Source organism: Agromyces marinus, from assembly GCF_021442325.1.
GTDB lineage: Bacteria > Actinomycetota > Actinomycetes > Actinomycetales > Microbacteriaceae > Agromyces > Agromyces marinus.
Window position 1 is genome coordinate 524812 of the sequence record NZ_CP087879.1, and the last position, 26062, is coordinate 550873.

23 protein-coding genes are annotated in these 26062 nt (G+C 70.5%); 16 read left to right on the forward strand and 7 right to left on the reverse strand.

Going from position 1 to position 26062, the window contains the following annotated elements:
- Positions 1-24: 24 nt before the first annotated feature.
- Positions 25-1260: an ROK family transcriptional regulator gene (locus tag DSM26151_RS02530; RefSeq protein ID WP_407651007.1), complete on the reverse strand. Its 1236-nt coding sequence runs from the start codon at positions 1258-1260 to the stop codon at positions 25-27.
- A 111-nt stretch (positions 1261-1371) separates the two neighbouring features.
- Between DSM26151_RS02530 and DSM26151_RS02535 the strand changes: the two genes are divergently transcribed.
- The 9 genes from DSM26151_RS02535 to DSM26151_RS02575 all read left to right on the forward strand — a co-directional run bounded on the left by DSM26151_RS02535 (position 1372) and on the right by DSM26151_RS02575 (position 11982).
- Positions 1372-2478, forward strand: a complete 1107-nt coding sequence (locus DSM26151_RS02535) for a Gfo/Idh/MocA family protein (protein WP_234660856.1) — start codon at positions 1372-1374, stop codon at positions 2476-2478.
- Positions 2475-4025, forward strand: coding sequence for a sugar ABC transporter ATP-binding protein (locus DSM26151_RS02540; RefSeq protein ID WP_234660857.1), 1551 nt, complete (start codon positions 2475-2477; stop codon positions 4023-4025). The genes DSM26151_RS02535 and DSM26151_RS02540 overlap by 4 nt, the downstream gene beginning before the upstream one ends.
- Complete coding sequence (locus tag DSM26151_RS02545) at positions 4022-5059, forward strand: ABC transporter permease (protein WP_234660858.1); 1038 nt, start codon at positions 4022-4024, stop codon at positions 5057-5059. Before DSM26151_RS02540 ends, DSM26151_RS02545 begins: the two co-directional genes overlap by 4 nt.
- Positions 5056-6192, forward strand: coding sequence for an ABC transporter permease (locus DSM26151_RS02550; RefSeq protein ID WP_234660859.1), 1137 nt, complete (start codon positions 5056-5058; stop codon positions 6190-6192). Before DSM26151_RS02545 ends, DSM26151_RS02550 begins: the two co-directional genes overlap by 4 nt.
- The gene (locus tag DSM26151_RS02555) at positions 6192-7397 is read left to right on the forward strand and encodes a substrate-binding domain-containing protein (protein ID WP_234660860.1); all 1206 of its coding nucleotides are present in this window, start codon (positions 6192-6194) and stop codon (positions 7395-7397) included. The genes DSM26151_RS02550 and DSM26151_RS02555 overlap by 1 nt, the downstream gene beginning before the upstream one ends.
- Before the next feature lie 109 nt (positions 7398-7506).
- On the forward strand, positions 7507-8376 hold the full coding sequence (locus DSM26151_RS02560; RefSeq protein WP_234660861.1) for a sugar phosphate isomerase/epimerase family protein: 870 nt from the start codon (positions 7507-7509) through the stop codon (positions 8374-8376).
- Entirely contained in the window at positions 8373-9395 is a 1023-nt protein-coding gene (locus DSM26151_RS02565) for a sugar phosphate isomerase/epimerase family protein (RefSeq protein ID WP_234660862.1), read from the forward strand. The genes DSM26151_RS02560 and DSM26151_RS02565 overlap by 4 nt, the downstream gene beginning before the upstream one ends.
- Before the next feature lie 278 nt (positions 9396-9673).
- The gene (locus DSM26151_RS02570; protein WP_234660863.1) at positions 9674-10423 is read left to right on the forward strand and encodes a response regulator transcription factor; all 750 of its coding nucleotides are present in this window, start codon (positions 9674-9676) and stop codon (positions 10421-10423) included.
- Positions 10420-11982 (forward strand): sensor histidine kinase, encoded by a 1563-nt coding sequence (locus DSM26151_RS02575; RefSeq protein ID WP_234660864.1) that lies wholly within the window; start codon positions 10420-10422, stop codon positions 11980-11982. The genes DSM26151_RS02570 and DSM26151_RS02575 overlap by 4 nt, the downstream gene beginning before the upstream one ends.
- Here the strand turns inward: DSM26151_RS02575 and DSM26151_RS02580 are convergent.
- The 4 genes from DSM26151_RS02580 to DSM26151_RS02595 all read right to left on the reverse strand — a co-directional run bounded on the left by DSM26151_RS02580 (position 11976) and on the right by DSM26151_RS02595 (position 15889).
- Positions 11976-12269, reverse strand: a complete 294-nt coding sequence (locus DSM26151_RS02580; RefSeq protein WP_234660865.1) for a hypothetical protein — start codon at positions 12267-12269, stop codon at positions 11976-11978. The two genes, DSM26151_RS02575 and DSM26151_RS02580, sit on opposite strands and share 7 nt — an antisense overlap.
- Positions 12266-13639, reverse strand: coding sequence for a S8 family serine peptidase (locus DSM26151_RS02585; protein ID WP_234660866.1), 1374 nt, complete (start codon positions 13637-13639; stop codon positions 12266-12268). Before DSM26151_RS02585 ends, DSM26151_RS02580 begins: the two co-directional genes overlap by 4 nt.
- Positions 13640-13764: 125 nt before the next feature.
- Positions 13765-14205, reverse strand: coding sequence for a MarR family winged helix-turn-helix transcriptional regulator (locus DSM26151_RS02590; protein ID WP_234660867.1), 441 nt, complete (start codon positions 14203-14205; stop codon positions 13765-13767).
- Positions 14206-14215: 10 nt separating this feature from the next.
- Positions 14216-15889 (reverse strand): MDR family MFS transporter, encoded by a 1674-nt coding sequence (locus DSM26151_RS02595; protein WP_234660868.1) that lies wholly within the window; start codon positions 15887-15889, stop codon positions 14216-14218.
- A gap of 350 nt (positions 15890-16239) precedes the next feature.
- Here DSM26151_RS02595 and rplJ point away from each other — a divergent pair, with 350 nt between their 5' ends.
- The 6 genes from rplJ (at position 16240) to DSM26151_RS02625 (ending at position 22986) form a co-directional block, all read left to right on the forward strand.
- Entirely contained in the window at positions 16240-16755 is a 516-nt protein-coding gene (gene rplJ / locus DSM26151_RS02600) for a 50S ribosomal protein L10 (protein ID WP_234660869.1), read from the forward strand.
- A gap of 50 nt (positions 16756-16805) precedes the next feature.
- Positions 16806-17195, forward strand: coding sequence for a 50S ribosomal protein L7/L12 (gene rplL, locus DSM26151_RS02605; RefSeq protein ID WP_127792363.1), 390 nt, complete (start codon positions 16806-16808; stop codon positions 17193-17195).
- Between the two features lie 225 nt (positions 17196-17420).
- Entirely contained in the window at positions 17421-18737 is a 1317-nt protein-coding gene (locus tag DSM26151_RS02610; protein ID WP_234660870.1) for an ABC transporter substrate-binding protein, read from the forward strand.
- A 104-nt stretch (positions 18738-18841) separates the two neighbouring features.
- Positions 18842-20134, forward strand: a complete 1293-nt coding sequence (locus DSM26151_RS02615; protein WP_234660871.1) for an ABC transporter permease subunit — start codon at positions 18842-18844, stop codon at positions 20132-20134.
- Positions 20131-21015, forward strand: a complete 885-nt coding sequence (locus tag DSM26151_RS02620) for a carbohydrate ABC transporter permease (RefSeq protein ID WP_234660872.1) — start codon at positions 20131-20133, stop codon at positions 21013-21015. The genes DSM26151_RS02615 and DSM26151_RS02620 overlap by 4 nt, the downstream gene beginning before the upstream one ends.
- 36 nt (positions 21016-21051) lie before the next feature.
- Positions 21052-22986 (forward strand): ABC transporter ATP-binding protein, encoded by a 1935-nt coding sequence (locus DSM26151_RS02625; RefSeq protein ID WP_407651008.1) that lies wholly within the window; start codon positions 21052-21054, stop codon positions 22984-22986.
- Between the two features lie 57 nt (positions 22987-23043).
- Here the strand turns inward: DSM26151_RS02625 and DSM26151_RS02630 are convergent, their stop codons facing one another.
- The gene (locus DSM26151_RS02630; protein WP_234660873.1) at positions 23044-23751 is read right to left on the reverse strand and encodes a DUF305 domain-containing protein; all 708 of its coding nucleotides are present in this window, start codon (positions 23749-23751) and stop codon (positions 23044-23046) included.
- Positions 23748-24413 (reverse strand): DUF3105 domain-containing protein, encoded by a 666-nt coding sequence (locus DSM26151_RS02635; RefSeq protein ID WP_234660874.1) that lies wholly within the window; start codon positions 24411-24413, stop codon positions 23748-23750. The genes DSM26151_RS02630 and DSM26151_RS02635 overlap by 4 nt, the downstream gene beginning before the upstream one ends.
- A gap of 255 nt (positions 24414-24668) precedes the next feature.
- Between DSM26151_RS02635 and DSM26151_RS02640 the strand changes: the two genes are divergently transcribed.
- Positions 24669-26036 carry a cystathionine beta-synthase gene (locus DSM26151_RS02640; protein ID WP_234660875.1) on the forward strand — a complete coding sequence of 456 codons (1368 nt, stop codon included), beginning with the start codon at positions 24669-24671 and terminating at the stop codon, positions 26034-26036.
- The last annotated feature ends 26 nt before the right edge of the window (positions 26037-26062 follow it).

A 26062-nucleotide genomic window follows, 5' to 3' on the forward strand; every position in this document is an offset into this window, starting at 1 on the left:
GGACGCGCGGCGCTGCCTCGCGCGCTACTTCACTGCGCGCAGCGGACCGCCCGCGGACTGCGCGATCATCGCCTCGATGCTCGCGGGCGAGAGCGAATGGTGGATCGCGAGCATGCTCGCGCCGAGCACGGCGGCATCCGCTCCCGTCTGGGACAGCGTGATGTGCAGCGACTCGGTCGCGAGCGGCATGGATCGCCGGTAGACGACCTCGCGGACGCCCGCGATCAGGTGCTCGCCGGCCTCGGCCATCGAGCCGCCGAGCACGATGACCGATGGGTTCATCAGGCTCAGGCAGGTCGTGAGAACCTCGCCGATGTCGCGTCCGGCCTGACGCACGGCCTGGATGGCCTGCACGTTGCCGTTCTTGACGAGGTCGACGACATCACGCGAGTTCGACGCGGGCATTCCGTCGGTCGACAGCGTGCGCGCGAGCGCGCTGCCCGAGGCCAGGGCCTCGAGGCATCCGAAGTTGCCGCAATTGCACGCGATGTCGGCGCCGCGGGCGACGTACACGTGGCCGATGTCGCCCGCCGTGCCCTGCGCGCCGCGCTGGAGGAAGCCGCCGGAGATGACGCCGGCGCCGATGCCGGTCGCGACCTTGACGAACAGGAGGTGGTCGGTGTCGGGCCACGCACGCTCGCGCTCGCCGAGCGCCATGATGTTGACGTCGTTGTCGACCAGGACGGGGACGTCGATCTCCTGGCGGATCCAGCCGGCGATGTCGAAGCGGTCCCACCCGGGCATGATCGGCGGGTTGATCGGGCGACCGGTGCGGTACTCGACGGGCCCGGGCACGCCGACGCCGATCGCGAGGAGGTCCTCGGGGCGGCGGCCGGCGCGCTCGATGAGTTCGCGGGTGACCGCGACCACCGCGTCGAGGACGACACGCGGACCCTCGGCGACGGGGATGACGGCGTTCGTCTCCTCGAGGACGTTGCCGGTGATGTCGCTGAGCGCCGTGCGCACGTGCGAGGCGCCGATGTCGACGCCCGCGACGTACCGGTCGCTCGCGGTGATCGCGAAGAGGGAGGACGGGCGCCCCCCGGTCGACGCGGCCTCCCCGACCGGGCCGACCAGTCCGAGGCCGGTGAGCGCATCGATGCGCATCGCGACGGTGGTCCGGGCGAGTCCGGTGATCGACGCGAGTTCGCTGCGGGTGCGGGGTCGGCCGTCGCGCAGGATCTGGAACAGGTCGCTCATCGCGGTCGATCCGAGCGCGTTCACGTGTGGTCGAGCGCCGTCCCCGCCTCTGTCAGCCATGGGGCGATTGTGTCATACGGGCCACGGAAGTCGGCCGTGACTCGAGACGGTTTCCGCGACTTCTAACTTTTCTCTGGCATAAGTTGCCGATCGTGTGTCATGCTGTGCGACATGACAACGGACGTCATCACGCCGGCTCGCACGCTCCGTGCGGGATTCATCGGAGGCGGCTTCATGGCCGCCGTGCACAGCCGGGCGGCCAGGGCGGCCGGAGCGAAGCTCGCGGCGGGAACCTCGTCGACGAGCGATCGCGCAGCCGAGACCGCTGAGCGGCTGGGCCTCGACCGGGCGCACGCGACGGTCGACGACCTGATGGCCGACCCGTCGATCGACGTGGTGCACGTCTGCACGCCCAACCACACGCACGCCGAGTTCGCGCGTGCCGCGATCGAAGCGGGCAAGCACGTCGTCTGCGAGAAGCCGCTCGCCACCGACGCGACGGACGCCGCAGCCCTCGCAGCCCTCGCGGCCGAGCGCGGGGTCGTCGCCGCGGTGCCGTTCGTGTACCGGTTCCATCCCATGGTGCGGGAGGCGCGGGCGCGCGTCGCCCGAGGCGACGCGGGCGAGCTCCTGAGCGTCGACGGCCGGTACCTCCAGGACTGGCTCGCCGCGCCGAGCGACGACGACTGGAGAGTGGATGCCGCGGCAGGCGGGCCGTCGCGGGCCTTCGCCGACATCGGCTCGCACCTCGTCGACCTCGTCGAGTTCGTCAGCGGCGATCGCATCACCCGCCTCTGCGCGCAGACCCGGACCGTGTACGCCGAACGCGCCCGCCACGACGCGATCACCACCGAGGACCTCGTCGCCGTGCTCGTCGAACTCTCCGGCGGCGCGGTCGGAACGCTCCTCGTCTCGCAGGTCGCACCCGGTCGCAAGAACGGGCTCACCCTCGAACTCGCGGGCACCCGTGCGAGTGTCCGATTCGAGCAGGAACGACCGGGCCGGCTCTGGATCGGGCGCGTGGACTCGTCCGAAGTCGTCGAGCGCGACCGGGCACGGCTCGCGCCCGACGCGGCCCGGCTCGCGCTCGTCCCGGCCGGACACCCGATGGGCTACCAGGACGCGTTCAACGGATTCGTCGCCGACGCCTACGCGGCCATCGGCGGCGCCGAGCCCGAGGGGCTGCCGCGGTTCGCCGACGGGCTCCGGGCGGTCCGCGTGACCGAGGCCGTGCTGGCCTCGGCACGCCTCGGTACGTGGACGGAGGTGCCGGAATGACCGGAGCGCCGGCGCGCGACCTCGACGGCGAGCCCGTGCTCGTCGCAGAGGGCCTGCGGAAGTCGTTCTTCGGCGTGACCGTCCTCGACGACGTCAGCCTGACCCTCCGGCCGGGCGAGGTCCACGGACTGGTCGGCGAGAACGGCGCGGGCAAGTCGACCGTCATGAAGATCCTCGCGGGCGTCCACCAGGCCGACGCGGGGCGGATCCTGCTCGGCGGCCGCCCGGTCTCGTTCACCCACCCCGTCCAGGCCGCCCACGCCGGACTCGCGACCGTCTTCCAGGAGTTCAACCTGCTGCCCGAGCGCTCGATCGCGCAGAACGTGTTCCTCGGCCGCGAACCGCGCCGGCGCGGATTCGTCGACCGGGGCGCGATGCGCCGGCGCACGCGCGAACTGCTCGACGATCTCGGCATCCGGGGGCTCGACGTCGACGCGCCGGTGCGCACCCTCACCGTCGCCGAACAGCAGGTCGTCGAGATCGTCAAGGCGCTCTCGACCGACGCGCGCGTCATCCAGATGGACGAGCCCACGGCGGCGCTGGCCGACCACGAGGTCGAACTGCTCTACACGATCGTCCGGCGCCTGTCCGAACGCGGCGTCGCGATCATCTACGTCTCCCACCGGCTCCGGGAGATCTTCGACCTGTGCGACACCATCACCGTGCTCAAGGACGGCGTGCAGGTCTCCACCGGCCCCGCCTCGGAACTCGACACCGACGAACTCGTGCGCCGCATGGTCGGCCGACCGATCTCGGCCTACTACCCGGAGCGCGAACCGGGAACCGGGTTCGGCGAACCCCGACTCGTGCTGCAGGGCTCAGGCAACGGCCAGGTCGACGGCGTCGACCTCGAACTGCGCGCCGGCGAGATCGTCGGCATCGCGGGCCTGCAGGGCTCGGGTCGCACCGAGCTGGTGGAGGGCGTCTTCGGCATCGCTCCGTTCACGCGCGGTCGGATGCTCGTCGACGGCCGCCCGGTCCGCGTCACCTCCGCGCGGCAGGCCGTGCGGCTCGGCATCGCGCTCGTCACCGAGGACCGCAAGGCGCAGGGGCTCGCACTGAACCAGTCGATCCTCGACAACGCCCTGCTCGTGATCAGGTCGGTGTTCGCGCGCCGGACCGGCACGGTGCGACGCGAACTGCCCGGAGTGCTCACGAGCCTCGAGGTCGTCTCGAGGGGCACCGACCAGGAGGTGCAGTACCTCTCGGGCGGAAACCAGCAGAAGGTCGTCCTCGCGAAGTGGCTCGCGACCGGCCCGCGCATCGTGCTCTTCGACGAACCGACCAGGGGCATCGACGTCGGCGCGAAGGTCGCGGTCTACACCCTCATGCGCAGGCTCGCGAAGGACGGGGTCGCGATCGTCATGATCTCCTCCGAACTGCCCGAGGTCATCGGCATGTCGGATCGCATCATCGTCATGCACGACGGCCGCGCCTCGCACGAACTGCCGCCGCGCAGCGACGAGGCGACGATCCTCGCCGCCGCGACGGGGACCCTCGCGCCGGCCATCGGGGCCGACGAAGCCGCGGAAGGAGAGCTCCGATGACCGCCGCCGCACCGACCCGGGCCCGCAGGCTCGACGCCTCCCTCATCGTGGGCATCGCGCTGCTCGTCGTCGTGGTCGTCGGCGCGATCCTCGTCGCGAGCGTCGGGCGCAACTTCTTCAGCCCCGGCAACATCCGCGACATCCTCACCGGCATGAGCGTGCTCGGGTTCGTCGCCATCGGCCAGACCCTCGTCGTCCTCTGCGGGTCGCTCGACCTCTCCGTCCCGTACGTCGTGAGCCTGTCGAGCCTGATCGCCGCGGACCTCATGCGCGGGTCCGACGGCAACGTGGCCGCCGGAGTCCTCGCCGCGATCGGCGTCGCGGCCCTCATCGGCCTCGGCAACGGGCTGATCGTGACCAAGCTCCGCGTCAACGGCTTCATCGCCACGCTCGGCGTCGGACTCATCATCAAGGGCTACCTCGACTCGAACTACAAGGGCACCAGCGGAAGCGTGCCGTGGTCCTTCCAGCTCATCGGCGCCACCGGCATCGGCCCGATTCCGTTGTCCACGATCCTCATGCTGGCCGTCGCCCTCGCGGCGTGGTTCTTCCTCACCCGCACGCGCACGGGCAACCACATCTACGCGGTCGGCGGAAACGAGCAGGTGGCGAGGTTCAGCGGCATCCGCACCGCCAGGCCCGTGCTCGTCGCCCACATGCTGTGCTCGGTCGCGGCCGCGCTCGCCGGCCTGCTGCTCGCGAGCCGGCTGGGCGTCGGAAGCCCGACCGTCGGAACCCAGGGCGGGTACGACCTGCTCTCGATCGCGGCCGTCGTACTCGGCGGCACGTACCTGCTCGGCGGCAGAGGCTCGGTCTGGGGCACGATCGGCGGCGTGGCGATCTTCGCCGTCCTCGACAACGTCATGAGCGTCATGCAGGTCAACCCCTTCCTGAAGGACGTCGTGCGCGGCATCGTCATCGTCGCCGCCGTCGCGGTCTACACCGCGCGCACCACCGAGCAGCGGCGCCCCCGCTTCGGCGGGAGCCGGAGCGCCGAACCGGTCCGACCCGACCCCGAGGAGGTGCGCGCATGACCGCGAACGTCGACGCCCCGAACGCGCTCGCCCGCATCGGCGACTTCGCGCGGACCCTGGTCAGCCCCAGGGGAGCCGTGTTCCTGCTCCTCGCGGTCCTGCTGTTCGCGATCACGGCGCTGAACCCGTCGTTCGCCGAGCCCGGGCAGCTGATGCGGTTCATCCAGCGCGTCGCCCCGGTCGCGATCGTCGCCATCGGGCAGTACTTCGTCATCGTCGGCGGCGAGTTCGACCTCTCGATGGGCTCGGTCGTCACCGCGCAGGTCGTGATCGCGGGCAACCTCATCGGCCAGGACGGCAGCCGGTCGATCCCCGTGCTCGCCCTCATGCTCGTGTTCGGCGCCGCGATCGGACTCGTGAACGGGCTCGTGGTCGCCTACCTCCGCGTACCGAGCTTCATCGCCACCCTCGGGATGATGCTCGCGCTGCTCGGCGGCGTGCTGTACTGGACCGGCGGCGCCGCCACCGGCAACCCCGCGGACTCGTTCCGCGAGATCGGCAGGGGCGGCATCCGCGACCTCCCGATCATCGACATCCTGCCCTGGTCGGTCGTCGTGCTCGCGGCCGTGCTCGCCGCCGCGATCTGGGCCTCCAAGCGCCCGTTCGGGCGGAGCGTCATCGCACTCGGCGACAACCCGACGACGGCGCGCTACTCCGGCATGCGCGCCGACCGGGTCAAGATCACGACCTTCGTGCTGTCATCGCTGTCCGCGACGCTCGCCGGGGTCATCCTCGTCGGATACGCCGGCGTGCACCCCAGCGTCGGGCGCGGGTACGAGTTCATCGCGATCACCGCGGTCGTGCTCGGCGGCGTCGTGCTCGGCGGCGGCAGGGGATGGGTCGTCGGCGCCGTCGCGGGCGCCTTCGCACTCGAGGCGCTGTTCACACTGCTGAACTTCGCCGGCGTGCCGTCGACGTACCGCGACGCCGTCCAGGGCGCGATCATCATCCTCGCCGTCGCCTACTCGGCCGTCACCTTCCGCAGCCGCCGTCGCGGCCGCGGACCGGAAGCTTCACCACGGGCATCGACGCCCGCGGCGGAGGAGACGGATGCCTCGGCATCCGCTCATCACCCTGCATCACCGATTCCCTCGACACCGAGGGCAGACAACGACACCAAGGGAGGTTCGTGATGCGACGCAGGATTCCTGTGGCATCCGCCATGGTCGGCGCGCTCGCGTTGATCGCGCTGACCGGCTGCACCACCGATCCGAGCGTGACCGCTCCGACGGAGGACGCCGCCGAGACCGAGGAGAGCGTCGAGTGGTTCGACCAGGCGCTCTTCGACAAGCAGGACGCCGAGCGCGGCGTCGCACCGGAGGGCCCGGACGACCAGCCGTGGCTGCAGATGATCAATCCGGAGATGGTCGACACGGCCGAGTACGCGAGCGACGGGGCGAAGAAGGCCTGCTTCGCGAACGCCTCGATCTCGAACCCGTGGCGGCAGACCGGCTGGATCACGATGAACGAGCAGTTGAAGGTCCTGCAGGAGCAGGGCGTCATCTCCGAGATGGAGACCCGAGACGCCCAGGACTCCGATGACACGCAGATCGCCGACATCGACTACTTCATCAACGAGGGCGACTGCGACGTGTTCATCATCTCGCCGAACTCGACGGCGGCGATGACGCCCGCGGTGGAGCGCGCGTGCGACACGGGCAAGCCCGTGGTCGTGTTCGACCGCGGTGTGCAGACCGACTGCCCCGTGACCTTCATCCACCCGATCGGCGGCTTCGCGTGGGGCATCGACACCGCCGAGTTCCTCATCGACGAGCTCGACGAGGGTGCCAAGGTCGTCGCGCTGCGCATCCTGCCCGGCGTGGACGTGCTCGAACAGCGCTGGGCCGCGGCCGAGAAGCTGTTCGACGAGGCGGGTATCGACGCGGTGGACTACTTCACCGGCGCCGACCCGGCCGAGATCAAGAAGATCATCTCGGACGAGCTGGCCAAGGGCGACGTCGACGGCGTCTGGATGGATGCCGGCGACGGCGCCGTCGCCGCGATCGAGGCGTTCGAGGACGCCGGGGTCGACTACCCCGTCATGACCGGCGAGGACGAGATGAGCTTCCTGCGCAAGTGGAAGGACACCGGGCTGACCGGACTCGCGCCGGTGTACTCGAACTTCCAGTGGCGCACCCCGCTGCTCGCGGCGCAGATGATCTTCGCCGGCGAGCAGGTGCCCTCGGAGTGGGTCCTCCCGCAGGCGCCCATCACCGCGGGCGAGGTCGACGAGTACCTCGCGCTCAACGAGAACATGCCCGACGGTCACTACGCCAAGTTCGGCGGCGAGGACCTGCCCGGCTACCCGCAGGTCTGGGAGGATCGCGTCATCCCGTGATCCACGTGAGGCGGGGCGGGCGCGGTCACCGGCGTCCCGCCCCGCCGACACGGCCCGAACACCTCCGCCCGGGGCCGACCCGGGCGGACGAACGCGACGAGGAGGGCGCATGACGCGCACGATCGGCGTCAACACCTGGGTGTGGGCGTCGCCGCTCACCGATGAGAACCTGCCCGCGCTCGCGGCGAAGGCCGCCGGGATGGGATTCGGCGCGATCGAACTGCCCGTCGAGTCCCCGGGCGACTGGTCGCCCGAGCACGCGGCCGAGGTGCTCGCGGAGCATCGGCTCGCTCCGGTCGTGATCGGCGCGATGGGGCCCGGGCGCAACCTCGTCGCCGCGCCGGGATCCGAGGTCGTCGCGACCCAGAACTACCTCGTGCAGTGCATCCGGGCGGCAGAGGTCGTCGGCGCCCGGGTGGTCGCCGGTCCGTTCACGGCCGCGACCGGCCGGGCCTGGCGCATGGACGACGCGGAACGCGGCGACCGCGTGGCCGAACTGCGGGCCGCGCTCGCGCCCGTCGTGCGGCAGGCGGTCGATCGCGGCATCCGGATCGCGATCGAACCGCTCAACCGGTACGAGACGAGCCTCCTCAACACGGTCGAACAGGCGCTCGACGCGCTCGAGCCGCTGCTCGGGCCGGGGCTCGGGCTCGCGCTCGACAGCTACCACCTGAACATCGAGGAACGGTCCATCGGGGATGCCATCCGCCTCGCCGGCCCGCACCTCGCTCACGTGCAGGTGTGCGGCAACGACCGCGGCGCCGTCGGGGACGACCACATCGACTGGCCGGCATTCCTCGACGCCCTCGACGACGTCGGGTACGCCGACGTGCTCGGCGTCGAGAGCTTCACGGGAGAGAACGCCACCATCGCGGTCGCGGCGTCGGTGTGGCGTCCGCTCGCCGCATCGCAGGACGCGCTCGCAGAGCGCAGCCTCCGCCACCTCACCGCACTCGAACAGGAACGGATGCCGAGATGACCGAACCCACGCACCGGGCACACCCCGTCACCCTCTTCACCGGCCAGTGGGCCGACCTGCCGTTCGAGGAGGTCGCGCGGCTGGCCTCCGAGTGGGGCTACGACGGCCTCGAGATCGCGTGCTCGGGCGACCACCTCGACACCGAGCTCGCCGACGAGGAGCCGGGCTACCTGAAGGAGAAGCTGGAGCTCCTGAGGCGCTACGACCTGAAGGTCTACGCGATCTCGAACCACCTCACCGGCCAGGCCGTGTGCGACGACCCGATCGACTTCCGGCACCAGGCGATCGTGCGCCCGTCCACCTGGGGCGACGGTGACGCCGAGGGCGTGCGGCAGCGTGCCGCGGAGGACATGAAGCGCACGGCGCGCGTCGCGCGCAAGCTCGGCGTCGACACGGTCGTCGGCTTCACGGGCTCGAAGATCTGGCAGTACGTGGCGATGTTCCCGCCCGTGCCGGCGTCGGTGATCGACGCGGGCTACGAGGACTTCGCGACCCGGTGGAACCCCATCCTCGACGTGTTCGACGACGAGGGCGTGCGCTTCGCGCACGAGGTGCACCCGTCCGAGATCGCGTACGACCACTGGACGAGCGTGCGCACGCTCGAGGCGATCGACCGCCGCCCGGCGTTCGGCTTCAACTGGGACCCGAGCCACATGATGTGGCAGGGCGTCGACCCGGTCGGCTTCATCTGGGACTTCCAGGACCGGATCTACCACGTCGACTGCAAGGACACGCGCATCCGCCCGGCATCCGGTCGCAGCGGCATCCTCGGCTCCCACCTGCCGTGGGGCGACCCGCGCCGCGGCTGGGACTTCGTCTCGACCGGGCACGGCGACGTGCCGTGGGAGGACGCGTTCCGCGCGCTCGACGCGATCGGGTACACGGGTCCGATCTCGGTCGAGTGGGAGGACGCCGGCATGGACCGCCTGCACGGCGGCCCGCAGGCGCTCGAGTACGTGCGCTCGCTCATCTGGCCGCGGCCGACCGCGTCGTTCGACGCCGCGTTCTCCAACCAGTAGGCGCCGAGGCGCTCCCGCTCGCTCGGGCTCGCGCACGCGCGCTCTGCGCCACTTCGCGCGCTCTGCGCCAGTCCGCCCCCGCACTCTGCGCCACTTCGAGCGCGGTGCGCCACTCGAACTGGCGCACGGCACGGCAAGTGGCGCAGAGCGGGCACGCGATCGGCGGGCGACGTGCGACGTGCGACGCGCGGCGGGCGGCGCCTGCGGCCGGGGCCGGTCACAGGCGGCATCCGCTTGCGTCATAGGAATCGCACAGGAGCGCGCGCATACTCGAAAGCATGGGCACCTCGACCGAGCCGGGCACCGCGCACCGTCCGCAGATCGCCAAGGCCGACGGCAGCGCCGTGCGCGTCCTCGTCGTCGACGACGAGAACTCGCTCACCGACCTGCTCAGGATGGCCCTGCGCTACGAGGGGTGGGAGGTGCGGACCGCCGCCGACGGCCTCGGCGCGGTGCGGGCCGCGCGCGAGTTCCGCCCCGACGCGATCGTGCTCGACATCATGCTGCCCGACATCGACGGGCTCGAGGTGCTCCAGCGCGTGCGGGCCGACGGCACCGAGACGCCCGTGCTGTTCCTCACCGCCAAGGACTCGCTCGACGACCGCATCGCGGGGCTCACCGCCGGCGGTGACGACTACGTCACGAAGCCGTTCAGCCTCGAGGAGGTCGTGGCGCGCCTGCGCGGGCTCATCCGCCGCTCCACGCTCACGCTCGGCCAGGCGAAGGACCCGGTGCTGCGGGTCGGCGACCTCTCGCTCGACGAGGACTCGTACGAGGTCGAGCGCGACGGCACCCCGATCGAGCTCACCGCGACCGAGTTCGAACTGCTCCGCTTCCTCATGCGCAATCCCCGCCGCGTGCTGTCGAAGGCGCAGATCCTCGACCGCGTCTGGAACTACGACTTCGGCGGCAAGGAGTCGGTCGTCGAGCTCTACATCTCGTACCTGCGCAAGAAGATCGACGCGGGCCGCGAGCCCATGATCCACACGGTGCGCGGTGCGGGCTACATGCTGAAGGCCGTCGGATGACGCACCCCGGCGACCCCGGCCACGCCGCGGCCGCGCGGCGCGATGCGCTCGCCCACTCGGCGTCGCCGGCAGGCGAACCGATGGCGGATGCCGCGCCGGACGTCGGTCGGCGGCCGTGGTCGTTGCACCGGCGGCTCCTGGCGATCCTCACGGTCCTGCTCGTCGCGGTGAGCGTCGTCATCGGCGTGGTCACCGTGCTCGTGTTCCATTCGACGTCGGTCGAACGCCTCGACGCCAGCCTCCGGGCCGCGGCCGCACGTGCGGCGGACGTGGCGCCGTCCGGTGTGCCGACCGACCCGCGTTCGACCGTCCTCGAGTTCCTGAGCGTGCCGGGCCAGCCCGTGGGAACGCTCGGGGTCCTCATCGCGGGCGACACGACCGTCGGCGGGTACATCTCGGAGCTCGGTGAACTCCTGGAGGCGGACCGGTCCGCCCTTCGCGCGCTCTCATCCGTCCCTGCGGACTCGCGCCCGCACACGGTCGATGCCGGCGCTCTCGGGCCCTACCGCGCGATCGCCGTGGACACGGACTCGCAACTGCGCGGGGTGCTCGCACTTCCGCTCGCCGACGTGAACGCCCAGACCGCCCAGCTCGCACTGACCGTCGCGATCGTCGCCGCCGGCGGCCTGCTCCTCGCGCTCGGCATCGGCTCGATCGTCGTGCGGCGTGCGCTCAGCCCGCTGTCGGAGGTGACCGCGACCGCACGCCGCGTGTCGGAGCTCCCGCTGGATCGGGGCGACGTCGCGCTCGGCGAGCGGGTCCCCGCCGTCGACGACGGAACCGAGGTCGGCCGGCTCGGCACCTCCTTCAACCGGATGCTCGAGCATGTGGCATCCGCGCTCTCGGCACGCGAGCGCAGCGAGCAGAAGGTGCGACGCTTCGTCGCCGATGCGAGCCACGAACTGCGCACGCCGCTCGCCTCGATCCGCGGGTACGCCGAGCTGACGCGCCTGCACGGCGGGCAGCTCCCGGCCGACGTGGTGCACGCGTTCGAGCGGATCGAGTCGGAGTCCAAGCGGATGACGGAGCTCGTCGAGGACCTGCTGCTGCTCGCCCGGCTCGATGAGGGCAGGGAAGTGCGCCGCGACCCCGTCGACCTCGGGCGTCTCGTGGCCGATGCGGTCGGCGACGCCCAGGTCGCCTCACCGGATCATTCGTGGCGGGTCGACGCGCCGGCTTCCGAGGTCGTCGTGGACGGGGATGCGAGCCGGCTCCACCAGGCGGTCGCGAACCTGCTCGCGAACGCGCGGGTGCACACGCCGGAAGGCACGGAGGTGGTGGTGGGGCTCTCCGTTCCGACCGCGGCGGACGGCGGTGCGGAGCGAGCGCGGATCACCGTCGCCGACGACGGCCCCGGAATCGACGAGGGGGTGCGCGCGTCGCTGTTCGAACGGTTCGTGCGCGGCGACGCGTCGCGCTCGCGCCGGGCGGGCAGCACCGGGCTGGGCCTCGCCATCGTCAAGGGCGTCGTCGAGGCGCACGGCGGCACGGTGGCGGTCGAGAGCGCCCCGGGCAGGACCGTGTTCACCCTCGACCTGCCGCTCGCGCGGGGTCACTGAACCGGGGCGTCGGGTGGTGGCAGCTGCACGTCGGCCTCGGGTTCGACCGTGACTCCGCGGACCCGGGACATCCGCTCGATCGTGTCCTCGGCGGCGCGGCCGGTCACGACGCCGATGACGTCGAGGACCTCGTCGACTTCGAGGCCGGCCGCCTCGAGGTCGGACACGGCGTCGGCGAGCACCCGGTCGCCGACCGACACGTGCACGCGCCGCGGGCCGCCGGGGCCGGGGGCGCCTGATCGGGCGCCCCCGGTCCGCGGTCGGTCCGGTTGATCCGACGGGGTCATCGACGGTCCTTCGGGACCGGGATCGGGTCGAGCTCGCCGGGATCGATGATCGGTCCGGGACGCCACGGCACCGGCCGGTAGTCCCAGATCGGGCGGCGGCGCGTGGGCACGACGGCGAGGCCGGCCCCGACGTCGACCGCGGGCTGCGGCAGCGCGACCGCGGTCCGGACGAGTTCGCGCCAGAGGTCGCGGCCGCGCAGGCCGGTCTTCTGGGCGAGCGTCGCCGCGATCCCGGCGACGTGCGGCGTCGCCATGCTCGTGCCGGACTTCACGCCGTACGAGCCCTTGGCGACCGGGACGGACGAGTACGTCGCGACGCCGGGTGCGGCGATGTTCACCTCGCCGCCGTTGCCGTTCAGGCCGCGGCACGAGAACGGCGCGCGCATGAGCGCCTGGTCGAGCGCCGCGACCGCGAGGATCGACGGGCTGTTGGCCGGAGCGCTCACCGGGAAGGTCGCGCCGTCGTTGCCGGCGGCGGCCACGATCAGCGATCCCGCGTTGAGCGCGGCCTGCCCGGCCTGCTCGTAGTAGGTGAAGTAGGTCTGGCCGAGCTGCACGCGCGAGCCCAGCGACATCGAGATCACCTGGGCGCCCTGTTGGATGGCCCACTGGATGCCGGCGAGGATGCCGCCGCTCGAGCCGCTGCCCTGATCGCTCAGCACCTTGCCGACGACCAGGCGCGCCCCGTAGGCGACGCCGTACCTGCGCTGGGTTCCCGACGGAACCTTCGGCCCCGCTGCGGTGCCCGCGCAGTGCGTTCCGTGCGAGTGCCCGTCGTGGACCGCCTGACCGGAGATGAACGACTGGCTCGCGACGACGCGGCCGGCGAAGTCGGGGTGCCCGAGGTCGATGCCCGTGTCGAGCACGGCGACCCGCATGCCGGTCCCCGACCACGGTGCGGTCGCGAGGATCGGCGGGATGGCGCGCACGGCCTGGAGCCCCCACGTGAAGGTGGCGGTGTCGGCGTAGGTCTGCGCCGCGTCGACCTCGTCGTCATCGGCGGAGCCGTCCGACTCGTCGTCGGCGAAGGTCGACGGAGCGTCGACCGCGTCGATGGTGTCGAGCGGGTGGACCCACACCTCAGGTTCGATCGCGATGATCGGACTGGACGGATCGTCCACGGCCCGTGAGAGCGCCCCGATCTGATCGCCGTCGCCGTCGACCACGGCGACGTTGAGCAGGTCGAGGTACATGTCACCGGATGTCGCCGCGGCCGGGTCGTCCCCGAGGCCGCGCGACATGCTGCGCTCCATGCCGGCGACGTCGCGGAGCTCGCGCGCGGCGGCATCCGCTTCGACGGGGGCGAACGTGATGATCTGTCGACCGGTGGGGCCCATGGGGATCCCGCCGTCGACGTCGGAGGTGGTCATGTCGTCATTCCTTCCCTCTGCGGCGATGGCCCGCCCGCATTCGAGGAGGGCTCGATGCCGATTGCAGCCTCAGGCTGCGCCTGATGCGCCGACTCGGCATCGGGGAGGGCACTGACCTCGGGGATTCAGCTCTCGCCGACGATGCGAAGGACGTCCGCGAGGATGCGCAATTCCTCGACCGGACGATCGCGCAGGGCTCCGCGGAGGCGAGCCTGGTTCGCGGCGCGGACCTCGGCGACCCGTTCGCGGGCGAGCGGGGTCGGCGCGAGGACGCGTGCCCGGCCGTCGCGCTCGTCGGCGCGGCTCTCGACCAGGCCCAGCTGCTCGAGCTGGCGGACCTGCCTGCTGACCGCGCTCTTGTCCATGTCGAGGTGCTCGGCGAGCACGTGCGCATTCGTCGTGCCCGAACGCACGATCGTGCTCAGCAGCTTGTACCCGGCCGGTTGCAGGTCGGGATGCACGAGCTTCGCCGATTCCGCCCAGACGACCCGTGCCCGGGTGAAGACCACGGCGAACTGCTCCTCGACCGACGCGATGGCGGCGTCGAGGGCGGGGTCGGCGGTCATGACGGCCATGCTATCGACGTGCCGGTCGGTCCTCGGAGCCGCGGGTGATCACGGCGGCGGACGGCACGCCGGCCGCGGCCTCGGCGTCCGCCAGGTCGATCGCGACCTCTTCGGCCTCCTCGGCGAGGGTCTGCGCGGCGGTCTTCGTGGAGAGCGGCCGGTTGGGCAGGAAGGCGATCGCGGCGAGGGAGAGCACGGCGAGGGGGACCGCGATCCAGAAGACCTCGGCGATGCCCTGGCCGTACGCGCTCTCGATGATCACGCGGATGGAGGCCGGCAGGTCGTGCACGTTCGGCACGGCGCCGCCAGCGAGCCCCTGCAGCGCCTCGACCTCGTCCGGGGTCGTCGGCGTGAAGTCGGCGAAGCCGTCGGCGGTGTGGGCGGTGACGCGCGAGGCGAGCTGCGAGCCCATGATCGTCACGCCGATGGTGCCGGCGATCGAGCGGAAGAAGTTGACGTTCGAGGAGGCCGCGCCCAGTTGCGAGACGGGGGTGTCGTTCTGCACGACGAGGGTGAGGTTCTGCATGACCATGCCGAGCCCGGCGCCCAGGGTGAACATGTACACGCTCACCAGGGCGAAGTCGGTGTCGTAGGTCAGCGTCGTCATGAGGATCGTGCCCGCGAGCGTCAGGAGCGCGCCGAGGACCATGAACCCCTTCCACCTGCCGAACCGGCTGATGAGCGCGCCGATGAGGATCGACGCGCCCATCTGGCCGACGATCATCGGGATGGTCATGAGGCCCGACTCGGTCGGGGTCGCGCCGCGCGCCAGCTGGAAGTACTGCGCCAGGAAGACGCTGGTCGCGAACATCGCGACGCCGATCGCGAGGGAAGCGATGACGGCGAGGGTGAACGTGCGGTTGGCGAACAGCGACATCGGCACGATCGGCTCGGCGACGAGGAACTCGGTGATGACGAACCCGATGAGCGCGGCGGCCGAGACGCCGATGAGGGCGTAGGCGAGCGCGGAGTCCCAGGCGAACTGGTCGCCGCCGAGCGAGACCCAGATGAGCAGCAGCGAGACGCCGACGACGAGGAACGCGGCCCCGACGTAGTCGATCTTCACGCGGCGCTGGGGCAGCTTCGGCAGGTGCAGGGTGAGCTGGATCAGCACGAGTGCGACGATCGCGAGCGGCACCGGGATGAAGAAGTTGGCGCGCCAGCCCCACGCGTCGGTGATCACGCCGCCGAGCAGCGGGCCGCCGATGGTCGCGACGGCCATGATGCCGCCGACCACGCCCATGTACTTGCCGCGTTCGCGCGGCGAGATGATGAGCGCGACGATGATCATGACCAGCGACATGAGCCCACCCGCGCCGATGCCCTGCACGATCCGGACCGCGATGAGCATGGTCGTGTCCTGTGCGAACCCGGCGATCGCCGAGCCGATCACGAAGAGCGCGATGGAGAGCTGGATCAGCGCCTTGCGGTTCACGAGGTCGGCGAGCTTGCCCCAGATCGGCGTGGAGACCGCGGTCGCGAGCATCGTCGAGGTCAGCACCCACGTGTAGGCGGTCTGGTCGCCGCCGAGGTCGGCGATGATGCGCGGCATCGACGTCGAGACGACCGTGCTCGAGAGCACGGCGACGAACATCGTGACGATGAGCCCGGAGAGCGCGACGAAGACCTCGCGGGGCGTGCGAGCGGATGCCTCGGGCGACGGGTGCTGAGCGACGGCGGTCACGGGTGGGAGTCCTCCAAGAAAGTTGACAAGGATCAACCGTAGGTAGATGGTTGCAATCTGTCAACTTTGGATGCTCGTCAACCATTCGGGCCAGGCGATTTCGCGATCCCCGCGGCATCCGTTATCTTGGTCTGAGCCGAAGACCGCTGGTCGTCGTGTTCGCGTGCGAACATGACCGAAGTCCTGTGAACGCAGGGGCCCGCGCAGGTGTGACGAAGACTTCCCGGTTCGATCCGGGCCGAGCTCCGCGCAACTGCGCAGGAGCTCTTTTTCTTTCCCATGAGATCGCGCCAGCGCTCCGAGGCCGTGCATCGCCACCGCGGTGCATGCAGAAGACACAAGGAGTGGCCATGGCGAACAAGGAAGCCTCGGTTGCCGAACTCACGAACCTGTTCGAGAGCTCGACCGCCGTTCTGCTGACTGAATACCGCGGCCTCACGGTTGCCCAGCTCAAGCAGCTGCGCACGTCCATCCGTGAGGACGCGAGCTACGCCGTGGTGAAGAACACGCTGACCAAGATCGCGGCGAACAACGCCGGGATCACCGCGTTCGACGAGGACCTCAAGGGTCCGTCGGCGATCGCGTTCGTGCACGGCGACCCCGTCGCCGTCGCGAAGGCTCTGCGCGACTTCGCCAAGGCGAACCCCCTCCTCGTGGTCAAGGGCGGCTACTTCGATGGCAAGCCCCTGACCGCCGAAGAGGTAGGCAAGCTCGCCGACCTCGAGTCCCGCGAAGTGCTGCTGGCGAAGCTCGCCGGTGCCTTCAAGGCCTCGCTGTTCGGAGCCGCATATCTGTTCAACGCACCGCTGTCGAAGGCCGTTCGCACGGTCGACGCGCTGCGTGAGAAGCAGGAGTCCGCTGCGTAGGCGCGAGCCTGCCAAGCGGTGAGTACCCAGGAAATCTAAGGAGAAGAATCATGGCGAAGCTGTCCACTGAGGAGCTGCTCGAGCAGTTCAAGGGCCTGACCCTCATCGAGCTCTCGGAGTTCGTCAAGGCGTTCGAGGAGACCTTCGAGGTCACCGCGGCCGCCCCCGTCGCCGTTGCCGGCCCCGCTGCCGCAGGCGGCGGCGCCGCTGCCGAAGAGGTCGAGGAGAAGGACTCCTTCGACGTCGTCCTCGAGGCTGCCGGCGACAAGAAGATCCAGGTCATCAAGGTCGTCCGCGAGCTCACCTCGCTCGGCCTCGGCGAGGCCAAGGCCGTCGTCGACGGTGCTCCCAAGGCCGTGCTCGAGGGCGCGAACAAGGAGACCGCCGACAAGGCGAAGGCCGCCCTCGAGGAGGCCGGCGCGACCGTCACCCTCAAGTAATCCGTGCGCCGTTCCGGCGCTCGCGACTTGAGGTGACCTGCGTCACCTGAACACACGGATGCCCCGTGGCTCATGAGCCACGGGGCATCCGTCGTTTCGGGATGCATTCGTGATGCGACACCGGTTGAATCCGGTTACCGACCGGCATAGCGTGGGAACACCGGATCCTCAGGACGTTCGCGGCGTCTCTGCGCCTGCGAACGCATCGCATGCCAAGGAGGACAGATGACATCCACACGCAGCATCCGGAAACTCCGCGCCCTCGCAGTGACGGGCATCGCCGCGCTCGCGCTGACCGCCTGCACCCAGGGCGGCGACGACGACGGCGACGCAGTCGTCGAGGGCGACTTCTCGGGCGAGACGCTCGAGGTCTCCGCAGCCTGGTCGGGCGCCGAACAGGAGAACTTCGAGGCGGTGCTCGCCGAGTTCGAATCGCAGACCGGCGCGACCGTGAACTACTCGAGCTTCGGCGACAACGCGGCGACCGTGCTCGGCGGCCAGGTCGAGGGCGGAAGCCCGCCGAACGTGGCCGTGCTCGCGCAACCCGCGCTCATGCAGCAGTTCGCCGCCGACGGGGTCCTGATCCCGCTGTCGGACGACGCCCTCTCCGCGGTCGAGGAGAACTACTCGCAGAGCTGGATCGACCTCGGCTCGGTGGACGGCGAGGCCTACGGCGTCTGGTTCAAGGCATCGAACAAGTCGACCGTCTGGTACAACGCCGATATCTACGACCAGGCCGGGGCCACCGTGCCCGAGGACTGGGACGGATTCCTCGAGCAGCTCCAGGTCGTCTCCGACTCCGGCTACGCCGGCATCTCGGTCGGCGCCGACGTCGGGTGGCCGCTCACCGACTGGTTCGAGAACGTCTACCTCCGCACCGCGGGCGGCGACATGTACGACCAGCTCACGAACCACGAGATCCCGTGGACCGACCCGTCGGTCGCCGAGGCGCTCGAGGTGCTCGCAACCCTCTGGGGCGACGACGCGCTCATGCAGCCCGGCGCCGCGCAGCGGACCTTCCCCGAGACCGTGACCGCGGTGTTCGGGGCGGACCCCGACGCCGGCACCGTCTACGAGGGCGACTTCGTCGCGGGCAACATCGCCGAGGACGGCAGTTCGACCGTCGGTGAGAACGCGCTGTTCTACGACTTCCCGGCCGTGAACGACTCCGCGCCGGCGGTCGTCGGCGGCGGCGACGTCGCGGTCGCGTTCGTCGACGACGAGGCGACCGACGCCCTCATGCAGTACCTCGCGTCGCCGGCAGCGGCCGAGATCTGGATCCCGAACGGCGGCCTCACCTCGCCGAACCAGGGGGTCGACGTCTCGGTCTATCCGGACGACATCTCGCGGCAGGTCGCCGAGGCACTCGTCGACGCGGAGGAGTTCCGCTTCGACATGTCCGACCTCACGCCGAGCGCGTTCGGCGGAACCCCGGGACAGGGGTTCTGGCAGATCATGATCTCCTTCCTGGAGGATCCGTCGGACATCGCGGGCACGCAGCAGGAACTCGAGGACGCAGCCGTCGCGGCGTACGGATCCTGAACCGCTGAGCGGGGCACGTGATGTCCGGGACGGCCACGACTCCGATCGAGGTCGACACGGCGGGGAGCGGTGCGGTGCGTCCGCGCCGCTCCCCGGGGTCGAGGATGCGCCTGCGGAAGTTCGGCACCATTCTCTTCTTCCTGCTGCCCTCCGCGATCCTGCTCGGCGCGCTCGTCATCTACCCGATCGTCTACACGGCCATCCGGTCGCTGTTCAGCGCCGCGGGCGGCGAGTTCGTCGGCTGGGACAACTACGTGACGATGTTCACGAACGACTCGACGTTCACCGCCATCCGCAACAACATCATCTGGGTGGTCGTCGCCCCCATCACGTGCACCGTGCTCGGCCTGATGTTCGCGGTCCTGCTCGAACGCATCACGTGGTCGACCGCGTTCAAGCTCATCGTCTTCATGCCGATGGCGATCTCGATGCTCGCCGCGGGCGTGATCTTCCGGAGCATGTTCGACGAGAACCCGAACATCGGCGTGGTCAACGCCGCGATCGTCGGCGTGCAGAACGCGTTCAGCGCAGACGATGCCGCGTATCCGGGCGCGAGCCCGCGTCAGGATGCGGGCCTGGCCTCCGAGGGCGGCATCATCTCCGGCGAGCAGGCGACGGATGCCGGCTCCGAGCAGGCCGTCCCGCTGGTCGGCATCCGCTCGGACGACCTGCCCGCCGACGCGGTCCAGGCCGAAGCGCCCGCGGCGCCCGGAGCGGATGAGATCACGGGGACGGTCTGGCTCGACGTGGTGCGCGGCGGCGGCGGGGTCAACGGCGAGATCGACGAGAGCGAGGTGGGGCTGCCCGGCATCCGGGTCGATGCGGTCGCCGACGACGGCTCGATCGCCGGTTCGGCCGAGACCGACGGGGCCGGCCGGTACGCCATCGCGGGGCTGTCTCCCGGTGCGTACACCGTCGCACTCCCGGCATCCAACTTCGACGAGGGCGCCCAGGGCGTGTCGTGGCTCAGCGCATCGCTGATCAACGTCGTGGTGATCATGTCGTACATCTGGATCTGGGCCGGGTTCGCGATGGTCATGATCGCGTCGGGCCTCTCGGCGATGGACCGGTCGCTCCAGGAGGCCGCACGCGTGGACGGCGCGACCGAGTGGCAGGTGTTCACGCGGATCACCGCACCGCTGCTTTCTCCGGTCCTGATGGTCGTGTTCGTGACGCTCATCATCAACGTGCTGAAGATCTTCGACCTCGTGTACGTGATCCCGCCCGGCGCATCCAAACCCGCGGCGAACGTGATCGCCGTCGAGATGTGGACGGTCTCGTTCGGCGGCGGGAACGATGCCGGCCTCGGGAGCGCGCTCGCGATCCTCCTGCTCGTCCTCGTGCTGCCGACGATGATCATCAACGCCCGGCGCTTCCGGAAGGAGCGGGAGCGATGACCGGCACCGACCTCTCGATCGTGCGGGGCGAGAAGACGTTCGCCCAGCGGATCCTCGGCTTCTTCGGCAACGCGTTCGTCAACGTCCTGCTCATCCTCGTCGCGGTGTTCTGGCTGGTGCCGAGCATCGGCCTGTTCATCACGTCGTTCCGGTCGTCGGCCGACAGCGCGTCGTCGGGCTGGTGGACGGTGTTCACCGCCCCCGCGCAGCTCACGCTCGAGAACTACGCGAACCTCATCCAGAACCCGACCATCATGGGCTCGCTCTGGAACACGATCGTCATCGTCGTGCCGACCACGATCGCCGTGGCGGTGATCGGCTCGCTCGCGGGGTACGCATTCGCCTGGATCGACTTCCCCTCCCGTGACTGGCTGCTGATCGCCGTCATCGTGCTCCTGGCCGTCCCGTTGCAGGTCGCGTTCATCCCGCTCGCCCGGCTGTTCGGCGAACTCGGCATCTTCGGCACGGTGTTCGGCGTCATCCTCTTCCACACCGCGTTCGGGCTCCCGTTCGCCATCTTCCTCATGCGCAACTTCTTCACGCAGATCCCCTCCGAACTGCTCGAGGCGGCCCGCATCGACGGTGCGAGCGAGTGGCGGATCTTCGCGCGGGTCGTGCTGCCGCTCGGCGGGCCCGCGATCGCGTCGCTCGCGATCTTCCAGTTCCTCTGGACGTGGAACGACATGCTCGTCGCGCTGATCTTCACCAACTCGCAGTCGCAACCGTTGACCGTCGCGATCCAGAGCCAGCTGCGGCAGTTCGGCGCGAACCTCGACGTGCTCTCGTCGGGTGCGTTCCTGTCGATGATCCTGCCGCTCGTGGTGTTCTTCGCGTTCCAGCGGTACTTCGTGCAGGCGCTCCTGGCGGGGTCGCAGCGGTAGGCGGCACGGTCGCACGGTCGGCCTAGGCTCGTGTGCATGAGCATGCACGCGAGCACCCCGGGCGGCCAGACCGGCCGCATGGGCAAGCCGCGGACCCGGATCAGCGGCGCCGACGAAGACGCGCAGCGCGCCGAGAACGCCGCGGCGCCGAAGATCCCGCACCTGATGCGGCGCATCGCCGAACTGTTCGCACCGCACCGTGCGGCGCTCGTCGTCACGGTCGTGCTCGTGCTCGTGGGCGCCGCGCTGAGCGTCATCCCCCCGCTGCTGACCGAGCGCGCGTTCGACGACGGGCTGTTCCCCGTCGGCGCCGACGGGCAGGTGACCGGACCGGACCTGCCCGTGCTCACCGGGATCGTCTCGATCATGCTGGGCGTGTACGTCGTCTCCTCGCTCCTCGGCGTGTGGCAGGCCTGGCTGACCGCGAACGTCGGCAACAAGGTGATGGGTGCGCTGCGCGTGCGCATGTTCTCCCACCTCCAGCAGATGGAGCTGAGCTTCTTCACCCGTACGAAGACGGGCGTGATCCAGTCGCGGTTGCAGAACGACGTCGGCGGCGTGGCATCCGTTCTGACCAACACCGTCTCGAGCGTGCTGGGCAACACCGTCACCGTGATCTCGGCGTTCGTGGCCATGCTGCTGCTGAACTGGCAGCTCACGATCATCGCGGTCGTGCTGCTCCCGGTCATCGTCTTCGCGCAGCGTCGCGTGGGGCAGGTGCGCGCGCGCATCGCCGCGAAGACGCAGGAGTCGCTTTCGGAGATGACCGCGATCACGCAGGAGACGCTGTCGGTCTCGGGCATCCTGCTCTCGAAGAGCTTCACGCGGCAGCGCAGCGAGATCGAGCGGTACGGCGACGAGAACGGCAACCAGATCCACCTGCAGGTGCGCCAGGCCATGACGGGGCAGTGGTTCTTCGCGATGGTCGGCATCTTCATGTCGGCGATCCCCGCGATCGTCTACCTCGTCGCGGGGTGGCTGCTCCAGGCCGGCACGACCGACATCACCGCCGGCACGATCGTGGCGTTCACGACCGTGCAGGCGAGGCTGCTGTTCCCGATGATGGCGCTCATGCGGGTCGCGCTCGACCTGCAGACCTCGGGGGCGCTGTTCGCGCGCATCTTCGAGTACCTCGACCTGCGGCCGACGATCACCGACGCACCCGATGCGCGTCCGGTCCCCACGGGGGCGGATGCCGCAGGGCGGCCGCTCGTCGGCCGGGTCGAGTTCGACCGCGTCTCGTTCCGCTACCCCGACGCCGACGACGACGGGCGGCCGACGCTCGACGACGTGTCGTTCACGATCGAGCCCGGACAGTACGCGGCGTTCGTGGGCCCGAGCGGGGCGGGCAAGACGACCGTGTCGTACCTCGTGCCGCGGCTCTACGAGGCGACGAGCGGCACGGTGCGGTTCGCCGGCGCCGACGTCCGCGAACTCACCCAGGAGTCGCTCGTGTCGAGCATCGGCATCGTGAGCCAGGAGACCTACCTCTTCCACGCGTCGATCGCCGAGAACCTGCGCTACGCCAAGCCCGAGGCGACCGATGCCGAGGTCGAGGCCGCGGCGCGCGCCGCGAACATCCACGAGACGATCGCCTCGTTCCCGGACGGGTACGACACCGTCGTCGGCGAGCGCGGGTACCGCCTCTCGGGCGGTGAGAAGCAGCGCATCGCGATCGCCCGGGTGCTGCTGAAGGATCCGCCGGTGCTCGTGCTCGACGAGGCCACGAGCGCGCTCGACACGATCAGCGAGCGGGTCGTGCAGTCCGCGCTCGACGACGCCTCGCGCGGGCGCACCACGATCGCGATCGCACATCGGCTCTCGACGATCGTCTCCGCCGACGTCATCTTCGTGGTCGTGGCCGGGCGGATCGCCGAGCGCGGCACGCACGCGGAGCTCATCGCACGCGGCGGGGTGTACGCCTCGTTGTCCCGCCAGCAGGCCGAACAGCCCGCGGCCGCGACGTCCTGACCGCGCACCCGACCGCGCACCCGACCGCGCACCCGACCGGGGCGCGTCGGCGGCGCGCTACGAACGCTCGGCGAGCATCCGCTCCATGAGGTCGATCTCGGCCTGCTGGCTCGACGCGATCGACTCGGCGAGCGAGACGACGACGGGGTACGTGGAGCGCGCGAGCGCGGCATCCGCCATCTCGACCGCACCGCCGTGGTGGGCGATCATCAGCTCGAGGAAGCGTCGTTCGGCCTCGACGCCCTCGAGCTCGCGCAGCTCCGCGACCTCGGCGGGGGTCGCGAGGCCCGGCATGGGCTCGCCGGGGCGGTGGGCGGACTCGCCCGACCCGTGCGCGCCATGCGTGCTGCCGTCGAGCTCGGGCCGGGTCATCCAGGTCATCGAGGGCTCGGGTCCGGCCTGGGGGAGCCCCCACTCCTCGAGCCACCCGTACATCTGGCCGGACTGCTGCGCCTGCGCCGTCGCCTGGTCGTAGGCGAGCAGGCGCACGTCGGGGTCGTCGGTCGCGTCGCGGACGATCATCGCGAGCTCGACGCCCTGCTGGTGGTGCACCTGCATGTCGCGGGCGAAGCCCGCCTCGGCGCTCGCGTTCGCCGGCGGCTCCTCGCCGATCGTCGAGAGCCGGCCGATCGAGAACGACACGGCGGCGACCGCGACCACGGCGACGGCGGCCGCGACGACGACGGCCCACCGGCCGATCCCGCGCCGGCCGGCCCCGGCGTGCGGGTCGTGGTCGCGGGTGACGGCGTCCTCGTCAGGCGTCACGACACCTTGCCCGGGGCGTCGATCGCGCCGGTGCACGATGCGCCGGGCTCGGGGACGTCGCTGCTCTGCCAGTACTCCTCGACGAACTCCGCGATGCGCGGGTCGTCGGCCTCGTCGACCTCGAGCTGGACGTTCCAGCCGCTGAGGACGATCGGGGCGGGCAGTCCGTCGAACGGCGACAGGATGACGTACGTCGACGGCAGCACCGAGCGCAGGGTCGACAGCTCGTCGTCCGTGAGCGCGTCGGCGTCGTAGGTCACCCAGATCGCACCGTGCTCCTGCGAGTGCACCGCGTACTCGTTCGGGACCGGCTCCTCGTAGACGCCGCAGTTCAGCCAGTACGGGTGGTGCTCGCCGCCGGCGGGCGGGGTCTGCTCGTAGTCCACGGGGGTCTCGACGTGGGCGGAGCTGTTCTCGAACGTCGCGACGCCCTCGATCTCGGCGCCCTCGCCGCCGGCCGTGTAGGACGGGCTCCGCGGCGCGAGCACGATCGACGCGGCCACCAGCCCGACGATCACCACGCCCGCGCCCACCGAACCCCAGATCGCGATGAGGCGGTTGCGCTTCATGCGCGACTCGCGCTTGCGGAACTCCTCGAGCTTGCGTTCGCGTTCGGCAGCGCGCTGCTGCTTGATGGTGGGCTTGCTTCCGGGCGCGCTCATGCGTGGCCTTCCTCGGTGGGGGGTACGGGGCAGGGGTAGTCAATAGCAACGCATGCGGCTGGGAGAATGCCGCCAGGCGCGCCGTGCAGGCGCCGGAACCGGCCGGACGCGGGCATGCGGCATCGCTCACCCGCTAGGCTTGGCGGGTGAGCTTCTCGCCCCGGTGTTGTCGTCGCTGATCAGCGACCCACTCCCACGCGTCGCGCGCCGTCCGGGCGGGCATCGACGCACCTGACACCGAGGAAAGCACACCGCATGAAGTACGCAGCCCACATCACCGAACTCGTCGGCGACACGCCCCTTGTGAGGCTCAACCGGGTCACCGAGGGCGTGACGGATGCCACGGTGCTCGTCAAGCTCGAGTACCTGAACCCCGGCGGCTCATCGAAGGACCGCATCGCGCGCAACATCATCGACGCGGCCGAGCGCGAGGGCAAGCTGAAGCCGGGCGGCACGATCGTCGAGCCCACGTCGGGGAACACGGGCGTCGGCCTCGCCCTCGTCGCGCAGGAGCGCGGCTACCGGTGCGTGTTCGTGTGCCCCGACAAGGTCTCGGAGGACAAGCGGAACGTGCTGAAGGCCTACGGCGCCGAGGTCGTCGTGACGCCGACCGCGGTCGCGCCCGACAGCCCCGAGTCGTACTACGGCGTGTCCGACCGGCTGGCGCGCGAGATCCCGGGCGCGTTCAAGCCCGACCAGTACTCGAACCCGAACGGCCCGCTCTCGCACTACGAGACGACCGGGCCTGAGATCTGGCGCGACACCGAGGGGAAGGTCACGCACTTCGTGGCCGGCGTCGGCACGGGTGGCACGATCACGGGCACCGGCCGCTACCTCCGCGAGGTCTCGGGCGACACGGTGCGCATCGTCGGGGCCGACCCCGAGGGCTCGGTCTACTCGGGCGGCACCGGCCGGCCCTACTTCGTCGAGGGCGTCGGCGAGGACTTCTGGCCGACCGCGTACGACCCGAGCGTGCCGCACGAGATCATCGCGGTGACCGACGCCGAGTCGATCGAGATGACGCGGCGCCTCGCCCGCGAGGAGGGCATCCTCGTCGGCGGTTCGAGCGGCATGGCCGTCGTCGCGGCGCTCAAGGCCGCGGCATCCGCCTCGCCTGACGACGTCTTCGTCGTGCTGCTGCCCGACTCGGGGCGCGGGTACCTCGGCAAGATCTTCAACGACAAGTGGCTGCGCGCGTACGGCTTCGGCAACGCGCCCGCGGGCCACACCATCCGCGACATCCTCGCGGCGAAGGCCGACCGCACCGCGCCGTTCGTCTACGTGCATCCGAACGACACCGTGCGCGAGGCCATCGACCGGATGACCGAGGCCGGCGTCTCGCAGCTGGTCGTGCTCTCGGCCGAGCCGCCTGTCGTGCTCGGCGAGGTCGTCGGCGCGCTGCACGAGGACGACCTGCTCGACCAGGTGTTCTCGGGGCGTGCGAAGCTCACCGACGAGGTGTCGGCGGTGGTCGGCGAGGCGCTGCCGCTCATCGGCGTGAACGAGCCGGTCGCGACCGCACGCCAGGCGTTCGGCGAGGCGCCCGCGATGCTCGTCACCGACGGCGGCAAGGCGCTCGGCGTGATCACGCGCACCGACCTGCTCTCGTACCTCTCCTCCTGATCCCTCCCTCGAATCCGTCAGAAACG